Here is a 16860-nt window from a genome sequence, read left to right on the forward strand (position 1 = left end):
GACGGCGCACGGACCGGTCGCGCCATGATCCGGCAAGGGAACAGATGGCTGACCTCGCAGCGCTCCTCGACGACTTCGCCGCCGAGTGCGCCGACCTGGAGAACCTGGTGGCGCCGCTGAGCGCCGCGCAGTGGAAGACCCCGACCCCCGCCCCGCGCTGGGACATCGCCACCCAGATCGCCCACCTGACCTGGACCGACGAGGTCTCGATCATCGCCGCCACCGATGGCGAGCGGTTCACCGCGCTGCTCACCGAGGCCGCGCCCAAGATGTTCACCTTCGTCGACGAGGCCGCCGAGGAACTCGCCCAGATCCCGCCCGCCGAGCTGCTCGCCCGCTGGCAGCACGGCCGCGCCGAGCTGGCCGCCGCGCTCGCGGCCGTGCCCGCGGGCACCAAGCTGCCGTGGTTCGGCCCGCCGATGAGCCCCGCCTCGATGATCTCCGCCCGCATCATGGAGACCTGGGCGCACGGCCAAGACGTGGCCGACGCGCTCGGCGTGACCCGCACCCCCACCGCCCGGCTGCGCACCGTGGCCCACATCAGCGTCCGGACCAGGAACTTCGCCTACACCGTGCACGGCGAATCCGGCCCCGCCGAGGAATTCCGGGTGGAACTCACCGCCCCCGACGGCTCGCTGTGGACCTGGGGCCCCGAGGACGCGACACAGCGCGTCACCGGCCCCGCCCTCGACTTCTGCCTGGTCACCACCCAGCGCCGCCACCGCGCCGACACCGCCCTGACCACCGAGGGCCCCGACGCCGAACACTGGCTCACCATCGCCCAAGCCTTCGCAGGCCCGCCCGGAGAAGGCCGCATCGAAGGCCAGTTCGCCTGACCACCCCCCTCCAAAACTCCCAGCCAGCGGCACATCCGAACTACGCCCCCGCCCTCCGCCCCCGCCCCCCGCACATCGGAAGTGCGCACCTCCCGCACTCCCAGCCACACCCCACACCCGAGGTCCGCCACCTCCCGCACTCCCAGCCACACCCCACACCCGAGGTCCGCCACCTCCCGCACCCCCAGCCACACCCCACACCCCAAGTGCGCCACCTACCGCACTCCCAGCCCCGCACATCCCGACCTCGAGGAGGGATCCGCCGCGCAGCGGCGGGTCGCGGCCGGGTCGCCGGTCAGCGCTCGAAGCGCATGCGCCGCAGGCGCGAGTCTCGAGCGCTGACCGGCGGCCCATTAAGGGGCCGCGACTCGAGCGCGCCAGCGCTCCAAAAACACAGCACATTCTGGGACCGCAAACTAAGTTCCCCACCAGCCAGAACAGGCGAGCGCCATATGTGAGCGCCATCCAGCCGACTGCCCCGGACGTCGTTGGCCGGGGGGTTGACCTCCGTGGCAGTCGCGAATGACGCTCGCCTGCCTATGGGGAGTACCCCGTGCGCGGTGTGAGAAACCCGGCACGCCCCCGAATCACCCGATGACCTGTATTGATGTGTCGCCGTTTCAGATGTGGCTCTGATCTCAGGACACGGAGCGGGTAACAACGACGGTGAACCCGTAACGTGGAAAACAACGCGTGGCTTTCAACGATGCGGGCCCGTCACCTCGGTAGCCCCACAGGCACAGGAAGGAACGCATCGTGGCCGCACATCGCCCTGCTCAGCTCGTCCGGCTGGGCGCCACCGTCGCCGCGGGAACGGCCAGCCTCTGCCTCACCGTCGCCGCGGGCGCCTACATCGTCAACCACATGCCCGCGCTCACGCCGCCCGCCGCCGATCAGGCGAGCCCGGTCGCGAGCCCGCATCCCGGACATCCCCGCCCGGTCCTCGCCGAGGACCGCGCCCCGCGCCGCTCCGCTGAGCCCGTCGAGCTGACCACCTACACCGGCCTCGCCCGGACCTTTCCCGCCGTGCACCAGTCCGGACTCGCGGCCAAGCCCGACAGCGCCTCGCTGGCCGGGCGGGTGCGGGTCGGCGGCACCTATGTCGGCGCCCAGGTCGCACCGGTGCAGTCGAATACCGTCGCGCTCACCGTCGACACCAATCTCGGCGCGACGGCCTCGAAATACCTGGGGATCGCGACCGATCCGACCGGCACCACCGCCCTGCGCACCGAATTCGACACCCGGCGTGGCGAAGTGGTGTTCGTGTTCACCGATCCCGCGCTCGGCACCCACACGCTGCGCGTACAGCGCGTCCAGCAGCCGGGCACCGACCCGCACGCGCCGCAGGTGATTCCGGCGCAGGGCCCGGCGCCCGACGACGAGGCCCCCGCGGACGACGCGACTACCGTCGGCGTGTGACCTACGACTTCTGTGTGCTCGGCGGCGGCATCGTCGGCGTGGCGACCGCGCACCGGCTGCTGCGCACCCGCCCCGGCGCGAGCCTGGTGCTGGTGGACAAGGAACCGCGCCTCGGCGCCCATCAGACCGGGCACAACAGCGGTGTCATCCACTCCGGGATCTACTATCCGCCGGGCAGTTTGAAGGCACGGCTGTGCCGGGCGGGCGCGCGCTGGACCAAGGAGTTCGCCGCCGCCAACGACATTCCCTTCCGCGAATGCGGAAAACTACTGGTGGCCACCGATCCGGTGGAGGACGAGCGGCTGCGCGCGCTCTACCGCCGCTCGATCGACAACGACGTGCGGGTGGACGCGGTGGACGCCGCGGAGCTGAAACGCCGGGAACCGCACGTGCGCGGGGTGAGCGCGCTGTTCGTGCCCGATACCGGGATCATCGACTACACCCGCGTCACCGCGGCGCTGGCGGCGCAGGTCGAGGCGATGGGCGGCGAGATCCGGCTCGGTACGCCGGTGGAGGCGATCAGCGAAACTGACGCGGCCGTCACCGTTTCCGGCCCGGCGGGCTCGATCACCGCGCGCACGCTGGTGGTGTGCGGTGGCTTGCAGGCGGATCGGCTGGCGCGGGCGGCGGGCATCCGCACCGATTTCCGGATCGTGCCGTTTCGCGGCGAGTACTACCGCCTGCCCGCCGACCGCGCCGAACTGGTCTCCACGCTCATCTACCCGGTCCCCGACCCCGCCCTGCCGTTCCTGGGCGTGCATCTGAGCCCGACCATCGACGGCGAACTCACCGTCGGCCCGAACGCGGTGCTGGGGCTGGCCAGGGAGGGCTATCCGAAGGGCAGCGTGAACCGGCGTGACGCGCTCGAGGTGTTCGGTTTCCCCGGTTTCCACCGGGTGGCGCGCGAGCACGTGCGCACCGGTGCCCGCGAGCTGCGCAATTCCCTGTTCAAGCGCGGCTATCTGGCCGAATGCCGCAAGTACTGCCCGGAACTCACCCGCGCCGATCTGCTGCCGCACCGCGCGGGCATCCGGGCGCAGGCGGTACTGCGCGACGGCACCCTGGTGCACGACTTCCTGATCGAGCGCACCCCGCGTTCGATCCATGTGCTCAACGCGCCATCGCCCGCCGCGACCTCGGCGATGCCGATCGCGAAGTACCTGGTCGAGCAGCTGTTCGCGGCATAACAGTAAATAAAGAGGATTTTTGTAGTACTTTTGGCGCCATCCGTCATCAGGGAGGGCCGATGGGCCACATCAGGTATGCGAGCGACGTCGGCGCCCCCGTCGACGCCGCGTTCGCCTATGCCGAGGATTTCTCGCACGCCCCGCGGTGGATGTACGGCGTCAGCACCATCACCGCCGACGGCGCGCCCGCGAGCGGCCTCGGCGCCGCGTTCACCATGAGAGTCCGCCTGCTCGGGGTGATCCCGCTGCGCACGACCTGCGAGATCACCGAATACCGGCGTAACGCGGTGATCGGGTATACCCTGCGTGGGCGGGTATACGGAACCGTGACACTGCGGTTCGACCCACTCGGCTACGAACGGTCGGTGCTGACCTCCGAAGTCGACTATCCACCACCACGCGGTGTGTTCGGCCGCCTGTGCCACGGCCTGGTAGACGCGGCCGCGAAATCGGCACTGCGCCGCACGGAATCGCGGTTGCGAAGGGAGATAGAGGCATTCCACGGTACCGATCTTGTCGGCCGGATCGCCTAGGGTGGCGGTCATGATCATCGTGAGCACCGACGGGTCCTGCCTGCGAAATCCCGGCGGGGCCATCGGCTGGGCCTGGGTGAATCATCAGGGCCCCGCGGCCAGCGGGGGCGCGATCACCGGGACCAACCAGATCGCCGAGCTACGCGCGGTACTCGAAGCCATCCTCGCCCACCCCGGCGGCGAGCCCATGCTCATCGAGAGCGACTCGCTCTACGCCATCAAATGCGCCTCCGAGTGGATCACCAGCTGGCGGCGCAACGGCTGGCGCACCTCCACCGGCGGCGCGGTGAAGAACGTCGAGATCATCAAGCAGATCGACCGGGCCATCACGTCCCGCGAAGGCCCGGTGCGTTTCCGCTGGGTCCGCGGGCACGTGGGCAACTACTTCAACGAGCAGGCCGACAAACTGGCGGGCATCGCGGCGCGCGAGGCGTCGGCGACCGGGCGCGAGCATCCGGCCCCCACCACCAAGACCACCGAACCGCGGGCCACCACAGGGAAGCCGGTCGCACCGGCGACACCAGGGACACTCACCCTGTTCTGACGAGTGCGACCGGAGTGCACCCGCACGAAGACGCCGCCGGCGGCAGACGATCGCAGTCTGCCGTCGGCGGCGTTTCGGTGGAAGCTCAGTTGCCGGGCGCGGGCGCCGGAGCGGGCGTCTCGGGCACCTGGGAACCCGGGGCACCGGGCGCGGTGGCGCCGCCACCGGCGGGCGCGGGGCTGTTCTTCAGCAGCGGCGAGTCCAGCTTGCTGACCAGCCACTTGCCGTCACCGGAACGCTCGAGGGTCATCTCGATGGCGAACATCATCCGGTCGGCTTCGGGCTGGGTGAAGTTGGTGCGGTACTGGGTCATGGTGACCATGGCCTTGACATCGTCGGTGCTGCCCGAGATGTAGGCGCACTGCACGTCCTCACCGCGCGACTTCACCTGGGCCTGCACCATCGCGCCCTTGAGCGCCTCGCTGGCGTCGCTGAATTCCTTCAGGTAGTCGCCGGTGGCGCCCGCCTTCATCGACTCGATGTAGGCGTCGAGGTTCTGCGAGTAGTCGTAGTTGGCCAGGATGTTGCCGTAGTCGCAGGCCGCCTTCGTCGAATCGGCGATGGCGTCCAGCTTGTCGGCCTTGTTGCTGTTCTGCAGGAAGAACACCACCCCGGCGGTGATCGCGCCGACCGCGACCACCCCCGCGATGCCCGCCGCGATCCAGCCGGTCGAGCTCGATGTCCCCGGGGCCGGGGCCGGGGCGGGGGCCGCAGCCTTCGCCTCGGATACGGTCTCTGCCTTGACAGTGGCCTGGTCGACCTCGGGCGTGGGCGCGGCTCCCTTGACGGTGGGGGCGGCCTTGGCCAGATCGGGCTTGTCCGCCGCGGCAGCGTCCTTCTTGCTCTCGGCGTCGTCGCTGGTCATCGAATCAATCCTGCTCTTTCCCGGCACATAGATCGCACCGATTTCCTTCGTATGGTCCGTGAGGCGAGCCACACGCTCTCCCGCGAGTATGCCCGGTCCGGACGCGAGGCGTCCGAACCGGGCAGCAACTCATCAGTTGACCGGGCGCGGAGTCCGCTCGTCGGGATCGACACCCGGCGGCATCTGCGCGCCGTTATTGGGCACGTTCGGGCGCGGCGCGTTGGCCGAACCACGGATCTGCTGGTCGGCGGGCGGGTTGGTGCAGTAGTTCCACTTGGGGATGGACCCGTCCTGGACCTCTTCGTTGCGACGGTACTCGGTGTCGTAGTTACACGTCGGCCGCGGCCAGATGTCGATGATCGTGTGGAACTCGCCATCGTGCGCGGGCACCGCGATGGACTCCAGACCCAGCGCCAGCGACGGGAACAGCAACCGCAGCGCGGGCTGACGCAGCTGCGCCGCCTTGGTGATGGCCACGAAGTTGGCGGCCAGCGCGCTGATCGGATCGGCGGTCTTGTCCAGCACCGCGCCCAGCGCCTCGAACTGGCCCGGCGCGTTGTCCAGGATGCCCTGGAGTTCGGCGTTGGCGTTGTTGAACTGGGTCAGCAGCGCACCGGAGTTCTGCGTCAGCGTCTGGAGATCGGGCTGAGCGTGCGAGGTGGTCTCGGCGATCACCCGCAGGTTGCCGATCAGGTTGACGGTCTGGGGCAGCAGGTTGTCCAGCCCGGCGACCGCCAGGCTGACGCCGTTGATCAGGCCGCGCAGCTGGTCGGGACCGGCACCGAGCGCGATGTCGAGCTCGTTGAGGATGGTCTTGAACTGCTCCGGGTTGACCTGCGAGATCAGCGCGCTGGTGTCGTCGAGCACCGCCCACACCGGCACCGGGGTCTTGATCTGGTCCGGGTTGAACAGGATCACCGCGCCGTCGGCCAGGAACGGGCCGACATCGCTCTTGGGCCGGAAGTCGATGTACTGCTCACCGGCCGCCGAGAGGGCCGCCACCTGGATGGTGGTGTCGACCGGGATCTTGTAGCTCTTGTCGATCTGGGCCCTGGCCGCGATCGACTGGCCCTCGTTGATCAGCTCGATCGAGGTGACCTTGCCGATGCGGTGTCCGCGCAGGGTCACGTCGTTGCCCGGCTGCAGACCGCCGGAGCGGTCCAGGTTGACGGTCACCTCGTACTCGGACCGCAGCGGGTTCACCCGCATCACGTTGACCAGCAGGTAGGTCACACCGACCAGCAGCACGACCACCAGCGCACCGTTGGCCAGCAGGATCTTGCTGAACTTGAGACTCTTCAGCCGGCTCAATTGTGGCCTCCCACTCGGCCCTGAACGATCTGCAGCACCTGGATGAAGCTGCCGACGAAGTCGTTCACGTCTTTCAGATCGGGGAACTTGCTGTTGGCCGGATCGGTCAGCAACCCGATGTCGAGGTTGGTCAGCGTCGCGTACGGCGCGAGCGACTTGCCCTGGAAGGTCGCGTTCGCGCCGGGGCGGATCGCGTGCAGCTGGTCGAGGACGTAGCCGAAGCTGTCGCCCGAGGCGGCCAGTGCGTTCATCAGGTTGTCGAGATTGGTCAGCAGGGCGGCCAGCTGGTCACCGGTGGTGTTGGAGTAGTCGCCCAGCGCCGCGCTGGCGGTGGACAGCTTGGTGAGCAGATCGCCGATGGCCCGGTTGTTCTCGGCGATGGCGCCGATGGCCTGGGGCAGGGTGTCGGCCACCTGGCCGAGCTGGCCCTTGTTGACCTCGATGGTGTTGGCCAGGGTGTTGAACTCGGTGAGCACCGTGTCGACCCGGGCGCTGTTGGCGTTGAGTTCGCCGACCACGCCGGTCATCTCGGTGATCAGGTGCGCGAGCTCGCCGCCGTGCCCGTTGAGGATCGAGCCCAGCTCGGTACCCAACCGGCTCAGGCTGGCCACGCCGCCGCCGTTGAACAGCATCGACACCGAGATCAGCAGCTCTTCGACGGTGGCACCGGCCGAGGTGAAGTCCTGGGTCAGGGTGTCGCCGTCGGCCAGCGTGCCGCCGTTGCTCGGCGTCTTCGGCTCGCTCAGCGCGATGAACACGTCACCGAGCGGAGTGGCCTGACGCAGTTCGGCGGTGCTGCCCTCGGGCAGCGTGATGTCCTTGCTGATCTCCATGTCGATCAGCGCGGTGAAGTTCTTGGTCCTGATCCCGGAGACCACACCGACATCGGAGCCGCCGATCTTCACCTTGGCCTGGTCGGGCAGGTTCAGCGCGTTGTCGAATTCCGCGTGCAGGGTGTAGGTCTCGCCCTCGGCACCCGGGGTGGGCAGCGGCAGATCCTCCACGGTGAAACCACAACCGGTGGTGATCGCCACCATGGCCAGCGCGGCCGCCGACAGCGTCGCGCGGCGGGCTTTCGTCGTCATACGTAGGGTCATTTCGTCAGTCCAAGCAGTGCGGCGGTGAGCCCGTAGTCGGGGCCGAAGTCCTGCACGTTCCCGGTGCGGCAGCCGTCGGCCTTCATCTGGACCCGTTCACAGAACACGCTCACGATCTCGCCGGACAGGGCCGTGCCGATCAGGGCGTGCAGCCGGACGAAGCGGCGTTCCTTGTCCATCGCGCCGTCGATGTTCTGCATCAGCAGCGGGACGACGTCGACGATCTCGATCATCGCGCCGGAGTTGGCGCGCAGCTGGTTGCTGACATTGGTCAGCCCGGTCAGCGACGCCGACAGCTCGTCGGCGTGGTCGGAGAAGGTCACCGAGGTGTTGGCCAGGAACTGGTTGAGCTGGTCCAGGGTGGCCTGCAGGCCGGGGGCCTGCTCGGCCAGCAGCCCCGACATCGCGGTCATCCGGTCGCTGAAATCGCGCACGGACTGGTCGTTGTCGGCCAGCATCGTCGTGAGCTCGTTGAGCTTGATGATGATGTTGGAGATGGCGTCCTTGTTGTCGATACCCACCTTGAGCGCGCCGGACAGCGCGTCGAGGGTCTCGCGGATCTTCTGGCCGTTGCCGTTGAGCACGGGGTAGAGCACCCGGCCCGAGAGTGGGCCGAGGCCCTCCTGACCCTCTTCGGGCTTGAGGGCCGCGGAGAACTGGTCGATGGTCTTGATCATCGTGTCCAGCTCGACCGGGGTCCTGGTGCGCGCCTTGGGCAGGTGGTCGCCGGACTTCAGGGTCTCGCCGCCGGTGTAGGGCGGGGTGATCTCGATGTGCCGGTCGGTCACGATCGAGGGCGAGATGATCGCCGCGATCGCGTCCTTGGGGATCTTCGTCCCGGCGTCGACGGTCATGTGGACCTCGACGTAGGTGCCCTTGGGCACGATCTTGTCGACCGTGCCCACCGCCAGGCCGAGGACCATGATCTCGTTGCCCTCGTACATGCCAGCGATGTTCTCGAAATCGGCCGTGATCTTGGTCGAGCGGCCGAGCGCGTCGTCGAACTGGCTGGGCAGCAGCGAGCAGCTGCCAAGAACCAGCGCGGTGGCGCCGATCATCATGGTCCGCGCGACAGTGCGCGCGCCACGGAGCTTGTTGGTCAGTTTCATCCTGCGCACCCCTGGATCACCTGAACGAAGCACAGCCAGTTGTCGGGGAACAGCCACGGCAGCGAGACCTCGCCGTAGTTGCCGTTACCCAGCGCGTTGTTGAAGTAGCGCGCGGTGGGCTGGCCGATCTGCAGCAGCCGGTCGAGGTTGTCCTTGTTCTTCTGCAAGCCCTCGGCCATGGTGTTGAGCTGGCCGATGGTGTCACCGATCTGGTTGCCGTTCTCGGCACCGATCTCCTCGAGCTGACGGGTCAGCGTGGCGATGTTGTCGAGCAGCTGACGCAGCAGGCTCTGCCGCTCCATCACCCGGTTGGCGATGGCCTCGCCCTGGGTGATCACCAGCAGGATCGAGTTGCGGTTGTCGGCCAGCAGCTGGGTGACCCGGTTGAGGTCCTTGAGCAGCCCGTCGACATCGGACTTGCGCTGGTCGATCACCTTGGCCACCGCGCCGACGCTGTCGAGCGCCTGCGCGACCAGCTCCGGCGAGTCGCCGAGCTGGGAGTTGATGGTGTTGAGCGACTGCGCCAGCAGCTTGGTGTCGAGCTCCTCGAACTTCGGCGTACCGACCTGCACCACATCGGCGATGTTGTACGGCACGTCGGTGTTGGTGCGCGGGATGACGTCGTCCTTCAGGCCCGAGCCGTCGCCGGGCTGCAGGTCGACGTAGCGCGCGCCGAGCAGGGTCGCCATCTTGATCGCGGCGTGCGCGTCGGGACCGAACTTCAGCGAGCTGTCCACATCGAGGGTGACCACCACGTGGTCGCCTTCGATCTTGGCGCCGGAGACGGTACCGACCTGGACACCGGACACGGCGACCTTGTCACCGACCTTGATGCCCGCGGCCTGCACGAACTGCGCGTCGATGGACTGCTTGCCGAGCCCGATGAACTGGTAGACCGTCGAGCCGACCAGCAGCAGCACGATCACCAGCGAGCCGATGACACCGAGCCAGAAGTTGCGGTTGCCAAGGAACGTGGCCTTGATCTTGCTCATCGGCACACCTCCGAATGGCTGGTGCCACCGATCTGGCTGAACAGACCGCGCGGGAAGAGCACGCCGTAGAGCGAGACGTCCAGACCGCACAGGTAGGCGTTGGCGTAGGCGCCCTCGGAGGTCATCCGGCCGAGGTCGGCCAGCATCGACGGCATGTCGATGGCGGCCTGGTCGAGCTTGGCGCCGTTGGCCAGCAGCAGGTTCAGCGCGGCGGTGGTCGAGTTCTGCGCCATCGCCAGCTTGGGCTGGATCTTGCTCATCATGCCGACCAGGGAGGTGGTCGCATCGGCGAGCGTCACGGTGGACGCCTGCAGCGACTGGCCCTGGTCGTAGAGACCGCCGATCAATGCCCGGGTCTGGGTAACCAGGGTCTCCAATTCATCCCCTCGCTTGGCCAACCCGGCCATCACGCCGGACAGGTTGGTGATCACGTCGGACAGGATCGCGTCGCGACGCTGGAAATCGGTGGCCAGCTGCGCGGCCTGCACGATGAACGCCGACAGCGAGACCCCGTCGCCCTGCAGCGCCTGGATCAGCGTCTCCGACATCGCGTTGACCTCGGCGGGCTCCAGCGCCTGGAACAGCGGCTGGAAACCGTTGAGCAGCGCCGAGATATCGAAGGACGGCTCGGTGCGGTCCAGCGGGATGGTGGCCCCGCTGCTCAGCTCCTTGGGGCTGGGCGCCTCGCCCGGGGCCAGCGCCACATAGCGCTGGCCGATCAGGTTCTGGTACCGGACCAGGGCCTTGGTGTCGTCGAAGACCGGCTGGTCGCTCTGCACGATGAACGACACCTTGGCGTCGTTCTTGCCGTCGAGCTCGATCTTCTCGACCTTGCCCACGCGCACGCCCGCCATGCGGACATCGTCGCCGGGCCGCAGGCCGAGTACGTCGGTGAAGATCGCGGTGTACTTGCGGGTGTCACCGTCGACCGTGCGGGCCAGCGTGTTCCACACGACGACCGTCACCAGTAGCGAGACGAGCGCGAAGATACTGAACCCGATCAGTGGCTTGCGGATACTCATGCGCCACCCCCGTTTTCGGACACGTGCAGGGTTCCGCCCTTCATGATCGGACCGAGCAGCAGATACTCCGAGACGTTCGGTTCACGTCCCAGCAGCTTCGACATCGCCGCGTCGCCGGTGTAGGAGATCGGGGTGCCCGCGGGCACCGTCGCCGGTTCCGGCGCGGCGGCCGGTTCCGCGGGGGCCGGTTCCGGCGCGGCCGCTGGCGCGGGCGCGCCACCGAGCACACCGGGCAGGCCCGGAATCTGGATCGAGGGCACCAGACCCTCGAGCGGCGTACCGGCGAACGGCTTGATCTCGGTGCCCTGGGCCGCCTGCAACGGCGCGACCGGAGTGGTCAGGCCGGGAATCTCGGGCAGGCCCGGGATCATCTGCAGCGGCGGCAGACCGGCCGCGGAGTCCAGCGCGCGCGGGCGCAGGTTCTCCGGCATCGGCGGCAGCGAGACCTCGGCCGGTGCGGTGAAGCAGCTCGGGCCGAGCAGGTCGCCGTAGCGCGGGCAGTCCGCGACGGTGTTGGGCTTGTACGGGGTGAACGTCAGACCCGCGTTCCACACCATCTGGTTGGCCGGACCACCGTGCATGGTGGAGTTCAGCGCGGCCAGCGAGGGACCGAAGACCTGGAAGGTCTTGGTGATCGAGGCCGGGTCCGAAGCGAGGGCACCGAGGGTCGCGTTCATCCCCACGGTCACCTCCTTACCGACATCCGGGTTGCTGGCGAACAGGTCGTTGACCTGGTCGGTGGTGGCGCTCGCACCGGCCAGCAGGGCGATCAGCTGATCGCGCTTGGTCGCGATGGTGGTGGCGGTCTGCACCGAGCTGCCCAGCACGTCCATCAGCTCCGGCGCCGACTGGTTGAGCGCGTGCGCCGAGGCGGAGAAGTTGTCGAGCATGCCGCCCAGGTTCGGGCCCGCTTCGGCGACGGTGGTCAGCCAGTGGTCCAGACGCTGGATGGTGGAACCGGGGACGCGGCCGCTGCCGTCGAGGGCCTGGGTGAGCGTGCCGAGCACGCGGCCCAGCTGCACCGGGTCGACCTGGTCGAGGATGTCGCGCACCGTGGTGAGGGTGTCCTGCAGCGCGATGGTGCCCTCGCTGCGGTCCTCGGGGATCTGCGCGCCCTCCTTCAGGTACTGGCTGGATGGGCCGTTGAAGACCAGCTCCACCGAGGTGACCGCGAACAGGTTGCTCGGCACGACGCGGGCGGTGACGTTGTTCGGGATGTCACCGGCGAACTCGGGCTTGAGCTCGATGTTCACCTTCTGCTCGGCGCCCTTGTTGGCGATCTCGACGTCCTTCACGGCGCCGACGAGCACGCCGCGGAACTTCACGTCGGCCTTGGACGGCAGGCCGTCACCGGTGGTCGACAGGTTGGCGACGACGTTGACCTTCGGCACGAAATAGCCCTGGTAGCGGGCCATCAGGAAGCCGAGGATCACGGCGAACACCACCACACCGCAGGCACCCGCGATGTAGAGCTGTTTCATGGTGGGACCGCGCCCACTGGGATCGATGATCATCGCGCGCTACCCCGAGATTCTGATTCCGGGGTCGACGCCCCAGATCGCCAATGTCATGAACAGGTCGGCGAACACCACCAGGATGATGCACATCTTGATCGCGCGACCGGCCGCCACGCCGACGCCTTCGGGACCACCGGAGGCGAAGAAGCCGTAGTAGCACTGGATGAAGGTCGTGATCATGACGAAGATGATCGCCTTGAGCAGCGAGTACAGCACGTCGGTCGGTACCAGGAATTGGTAGAAGTAGTGCGAGTACGTGCCAGAGGCGGTGCCGCCGATCAAGCCGACGGTGACCGAGCAGGCCAGGTAGGCCGTGGCCAAGCCGATGCAGTACAGCGGCACGATGGCCATCACCGCGGCCATCATCCGGGTGCTGACCAGGTAGGGCAGCGGGCGGATGGCGATGGAGTCGAGCGCGTCGATCTCCTCGGAGATGCGCATCGCGCCGAGCTGGGCGGTGAATCGACACCCCGCCTGGGCCGCGAACGCCAGTGCCGCCAGCAGCGGGCCGAGTTCACGGGTGGTGGCGAAGGCCGAGATGGCGCCGGTGATCGGGCTCAACCCGAGCAGGTTCAGCGAGGTGTAGCCCTGGATGGCCACCGTCATGCCGCCGAAGGCGCTGATGATCAGGATGACGCCGATGGTGCCACCACCGACGACGATATTGCCGTTGCCCCAGGTGACATCGGAGAGCAGGCGCCAGATCTCCTTGGGGTACTGCTTGAACGCCAGCGGGATCGAGCCGACCGAACGCAGGAAGAAGAAGACCTGGTGACCGAGGCGCGCGAGCAGGTCGATCGGCGCCCTGCCGACCGCCTTGAGCTGGCGTATCGGCCGCAGCAGCGGAGGTACGTACGTTGATGACATGGCTCAGACCACCTGTGGGGGAAAGACAGCGGCGTAGATCTGGGTGATCGCGACGTTGACGCCGAGCAGCATGACCATCGAGCTCACGACCGCCGAGTTCACCGCGTTGGCGACACCGCCGGGGCCGCCGCGGGCGTTGAGACCCGAGTCGCAGGCGATGATCGCGGCGATGATGCCGAAGATCACCGACTTGAGCAGCGCCACCGCCAGGTCGCGGGTGACCGCGAAGGAGGCGAAGGTGCTCATGTACGAACCGGGCGTACCCGCCTGGGCGAAGATGTTGAACATGTAGCCGGTGATGAAGCCGACGAAGACCACGAAGCCACACAGCAGCAGGCTGACCAGCATCGCCGCGCCGAGCCGGGGGGCGACCAGCCTGCGCAGCGGGTCGACGCCCATCACCTTCATGGCGTCGATCTCCTCGCGGATGGTGCGCGAGCCGAGGTCGGCGCAGACCGCCGAACCGACCGCGCCCGCGATCATGATCGAGGTGACCAGCGGTGCGCCCTGCTGGATGATGCCGAGGCCGTTGGCCGCGCCGATGAACGAGGTGGCGCCGACCTGACCGGCGACGGCGCCGACCTGGATGGACACGATGACCGCGATCGGGATGGCGACGAGCAGCGTGGGCGCGGCGGCCACGTTGGCCATGAACGCGCACTGGCGGACGAACTCGTCGAAGGGGAAGCGCTTGCGGAAGATCGCGACGATCAACTCCGTGATCGCCTCGATACCCATCGTGATCTGTCGACCGAACGTCTCGAGGGACTTCTTCGGATGGTCGTCCCAAAGGCCCTTGGTCCAGTCGACAGCTTCACTGACTCGTGAACGTGTGGGCGGACTCTTGGTCGACTGCACTGCTAATACCCCTCTCGACGCCAGGTCATCAACACCCCGACGACTTGTTTGCTTGACGCACCTTACTACGGAGTAGCGCAGAACACACCACCGACATGTGAGCGCAGTCATAGATCGACGTCACTGTCCAGAACTGCTATGAGCCCTGCCATCCCGGACCATACAGCCCGAAATTGTCGATGCATGTTCGATTGCGCCGGATGTCGTTTCGGACATGGATTCCCAGTACCGGGGGTCGCGGGAAAAGAATATTGCGGAAAACTGTCATCCATAACGAACGGCTCGCCGGAATATCGGAACGAATCACGAGCGCGACTCGAAATGGACGGTTGATCACAATTTCGATAGACATTCGCTATCGCGGAGTGTCGGGACCCCACGCCTGGTAGGCAGCAACCACACTCTGTTCGCGGAGAGTGTGCCGAGCGGCGCAGCGACGGGGCACGCCCGGGACGTAATACAGGCACGATAGCCAGACCGAATTGATATCGTGCGGGCTTCCGACGTCTGGAGGGACATGTTCAGCAAACTCGCCAAGGTGGCCACCGCCGCCTTCGCCGTCGCCCTGGGTGCCGCGCTGATCGGTACCGGCGCGGGCGCTTCGCACGCTCAACCCGGCCCCCCGGTGCTAGGCGGCGGGTCCGGCATCGTCATCGACAACATGTTCCAGTGCACGCTCACCACCGTCGGGCACGACGGCGCGGGCAGGCTCGTCGGGCTCACCGCGGGGCACTGCGGTGACGCGGGCGCCGCGGTCGCCGCCGAGGTCGATCCCGGCTACGGCCAGATCGGCCGCTTCGTCTACAGCGACCCCGAGCTCGACTACGCGGTCATCGAGTTCACGCCGGGCCGGATCGTGCCGGTCAACCGGATCGGCAACGTGACCATCACCGGGGTCGGCGCACCCGCCCAGTTCCCCAACATCGTCTGTAAGGAAGGCCGGACCACCGGCAACACCTGCGGCGTCGCCTGGGGTGACGTCTTCCAGACGAACATGGAGACCTGGTCGCAGATGTGCGTGGTGGAGGGCGATTCCGGCGCGCCGGTGGTGATCGGCTCGACGCTGGTCGGGATGGTCAACGCCTATCTCGCGGTGGCCTGCTTCGGCCCCGAGGTGGGCACGCATATGAACGCCATCATGAACGACATGAACGCCCGCGGCGCCCAAGGCGCGGGTTATCACCCGATCTGACCTGGCATTTCCCCTTTTCGAACGGGCTGCGCGGAGATTCCGTGCGGCCCGTTCAGCGTTTCTCGACCGGGGCCAGAGCTGGTCCATCGGCACCGGCGCAGTGGGGGAGGCAGTCGACGCGGTCGGGATCGGGGGCCTGACGCGGAACCCGCAGCAGGATGCCCGCGATCACCGCCCCGGCCACCAGCAGCGCCGCGCACCAGCTCATGGCGGTGTCGAAACCGGCGGCGAAGGCGACCGGATCGTCGAAGGCGCCCGACATTCCGGCCAGGCCGGGCAGCGCGGCCACCGCCAGGAGCTGGGCGGTGCGCGCGACGGCGTTGTTCACCCCGGAGGCGATCCCCGCCTCGCCGACGCGCACCGCCGCCAGCACCGCGCCGGTCAGCGGCGCGACCAGCACCGAAAGGCCGAGCCCGAAGACGAATACGCCCGGCAGCACATCGGTCAGATAGTTCGCGTCCGGTCCGACGCGTCGCAGCGCGAACACCCCGGCGGCGGCCAGTAGCGGACCCAGCGTCATCGGCAGGCGCGGTCCGTGGCGTTGCGCCCAGCGGCCCGCGGGCGCCGACAGCACCAGCATCAGCAGCGTCACCGGCAGGCTCGCGGCGCCCGAGGCCATCGGCGAATAGCCCGAGACCAGCTGCAATTGCAGTACCAGCAGGAAGAACACCCCGCCCAACGCCGCGTAGACGACCAGCGTCACCAGATTCGCCGCCGTGAACACCCGCGACCGGAACAGCGCGGGCGGGACCAGCGGATTCGGGCTGCGCAGCTCCACCACCACGAACGCGGCCAGCGCCACCACCCCGGCCAGCGACAACAGCAGATGGGCATTGATCAGGCCCATCGTGAGCGCGCCGAGCCCGACGGCCACGATCACCGCCCCTGGCACATCCAGGCGCGCGGTGGCCTCCGGATCGCGGCTCTCCGGCACCCAGCGCGTGGCGACCAGGGCGACGACCACCGCCAGCGGCACATTCAGCAGGAAGATCGCCCGCCAGCCGACCAGGTCGATCAGCCCGCCGCCGAGCAGCGGCCCGAACGCCCCGGCCACCCCGCTGAACCCGGACCACAGGCCGATCGCGCTGCCCTGGTCCTGTTCGTCGATCGAGGCCGAGATCAGCGCGAGGCTGCCCGGAGTGAGCAGCGCGCCCGCCACCCCTTGCAGCAACCGCGCCCCGACCAGCATCTCGATATTCACCGCGGCCGCGCACAGCAGCGAGGTGAGCGCGAATCCGACGATGCCCCAGACGAAGACCCGCCTGCGCCCGAGCCGATCGCCCAGCGAACCGCCGAGCAGGATGAACGAGGCCAGCGTGAGGGTGTAGCCGTTGACGGTCCACTGCAGGCCAGCCACATCGGTGTGCAGGGATTCGCCGATGCGCGGCAGCGCCACCGAGACGACGGTGGCGTCCAGCGAGGCCATCGACGACCCCAGGATGGTGGCGAGCAGAATCCACCGGCCGGAGGCCGAGTTCAGGCGAACCGTGCGGGTCGCGGGCACCACACCA

The 16860-nt window shown here is 68.0% G+C and carries 16 protein-coding genes; 6 read left to right on the top strand and 10 right to left on the bottom strand.

The window, feature by feature from the left end; all coding sequences use genetic code 11:
- The first annotated feature begins 44 nt into the window (after positions 1-44).
- From WA675_RS13230 to WA675_RS13250, 5 genes are all read left to right on the top strand, one after another.
- The gene (locus WA675_RS13230; protein ID WP_336084556.1) at positions 45-836 is read left to right on the top strand and encodes a TIGR03084 family metal-binding protein; all 792 of its coding nucleotides are present in this window, start codon (positions 45-47) and stop codon (positions 834-836) included.
- Between the two features lie 756 nt (positions 837-1592).
- Positions 1593-2255: a hypothetical protein gene (locus tag WA675_RS13235; protein WP_336084557.1), complete on the top strand. Its 663-nt coding sequence runs from the start codon at positions 1593-1595 to the stop codon at positions 2253-2255.
- A complete protein-coding gene (gene lhgO / locus WA675_RS13240; protein WP_336084558.1) occupies positions 2252-3442 on the top strand; it encodes an L-2-hydroxyglutarate oxidase in 1191 nt (396 codons plus the stop codon). Before WA675_RS13235 ends, lhgO begins: the two co-directional genes overlap by 4 nt.
- A 59-nt stretch (positions 3443-3501) precedes the next feature.
- Positions 3502-3975, top strand: a complete 474-nt coding sequence (locus tag WA675_RS13245) for an SRPBCC family protein (RefSeq protein ID WP_336084559.1) — start codon at positions 3502-3504, stop codon at positions 3973-3975.
- 10 nt (positions 3976-3985) lie between these two features.
- Positions 3986-4519, top strand: a complete 534-nt coding sequence (locus WA675_RS13250; RefSeq protein WP_336084560.1) for a ribonuclease H family protein — start codon at positions 3986-3988, stop codon at positions 4517-4519.
- Positions 4520-4604: 85 nt separating this feature from the next.
- Here the strand turns inward: WA675_RS13250 and WA675_RS13255 are convergent, their stop codons facing one another.
- The 9 genes from WA675_RS13255 to WA675_RS13295 all read right to left on the bottom strand — a co-directional run bounded on the left by WA675_RS13255 (position 4605) and on the right by WA675_RS13295 (position 14157).
- Entirely contained in the window at positions 4605-5384 is a 780-nt protein-coding gene (locus WA675_RS13255; protein WP_336084561.1) for a hypothetical protein, read from the bottom strand.
- A gap of 132 nt (positions 5385-5516) precedes the next feature.
- The gene (locus WA675_RS13260) at positions 5517-6695 is read right to left on the bottom strand and encodes an MlaD family protein (RefSeq protein ID WP_336084562.1); all 1179 of its coding nucleotides are present in this window, start codon (positions 6693-6695) and stop codon (positions 5517-5519) included.
- Entirely contained in the window at positions 6692-7780 is a 1089-nt protein-coding gene (locus tag WA675_RS13265) for an MCE family protein (protein ID WP_336084563.1), read from the bottom strand. The genes WA675_RS13260 and WA675_RS13265 overlap by 4 nt, the downstream gene beginning before the upstream one ends.
- 8 nt (positions 7781-7788) lie before the next feature.
- Entirely contained in the window at positions 7789-8901 is a 1113-nt protein-coding gene (locus tag WA675_RS13270; protein WP_336084564.1) for an MlaD family protein, read from the bottom strand.
- Positions 8898-9893, bottom strand: coding sequence for an MCE family protein (locus tag WA675_RS13275; protein WP_336084565.1), 996 nt, complete (start codon positions 9891-9893; stop codon positions 8898-8900). The genes WA675_RS13270 and WA675_RS13275 overlap by 4 nt, the downstream gene beginning before the upstream one ends.
- Positions 9890-10915 carry an MCE family protein gene (locus WA675_RS13280; RefSeq protein ID WP_336084566.1) on the bottom strand — a complete coding sequence of 342 codons (1026 nt, stop codon included), beginning with the start codon at positions 10913-10915 and terminating at the stop codon, positions 9890-9892. Before WA675_RS13280 ends, WA675_RS13275 begins: the two co-directional genes overlap by 4 nt.
- Positions 10912-12429 carry an MlaD family protein gene (locus WA675_RS13285; protein ID WP_336084567.1) on the bottom strand — a complete coding sequence of 506 codons (1518 nt, stop codon included), beginning with the start codon at positions 12427-12429 and terminating at the stop codon, positions 10912-10914. Before WA675_RS13285 ends, WA675_RS13280 begins: the two co-directional genes overlap by 4 nt.
- A 6-nt stretch (positions 12430-12435) precedes the next feature.
- Positions 12436-13299, bottom strand: coding sequence for an MlaE family ABC transporter permease (locus tag WA675_RS13290; protein ID WP_336084568.1), 864 nt, complete (start codon positions 13297-13299; stop codon positions 12436-12438).
- Between the two features lie 3 nt (positions 13300-13302).
- Positions 13303-14157: an MlaE family ABC transporter permease gene (locus tag WA675_RS13295; protein ID WP_336084569.1), complete on the bottom strand. Its 855-nt coding sequence runs from the start codon at positions 14155-14157 to the stop codon at positions 13303-13305.
- 517 nt (positions 14158-14674) lie between these two features.
- Here WA675_RS13295 and WA675_RS13300 point away from each other — a divergent pair.
- A complete protein-coding gene (locus tag WA675_RS13300; protein WP_336084570.1) occupies positions 14675-15349 on the top strand; it encodes a S1 family peptidase in 675 nt (224 codons plus the stop codon).
- A 52-nt stretch (positions 15350-15401) separates the two neighbouring features.
- On the opposite strand, the gene WA675_RS13305 is transcribed toward WA675_RS13300, so the two are convergent.
- Positions 15402-16853, bottom strand: coding sequence for an MFS transporter (locus WA675_RS13305; RefSeq protein WP_336084571.1), 1452 nt, complete (start codon positions 16851-16853; stop codon positions 15402-15404).
- Between the last annotated feature and the right edge of the window lie 7 nt (positions 16854-16860).

The organism is Nocardia sp. SSK8 (assembly GCF_037034205.1).
GTDB lineage: Bacteria > Actinomycetota > Actinomycetes > Mycobacteriales > Mycobacteriaceae > Nocardia.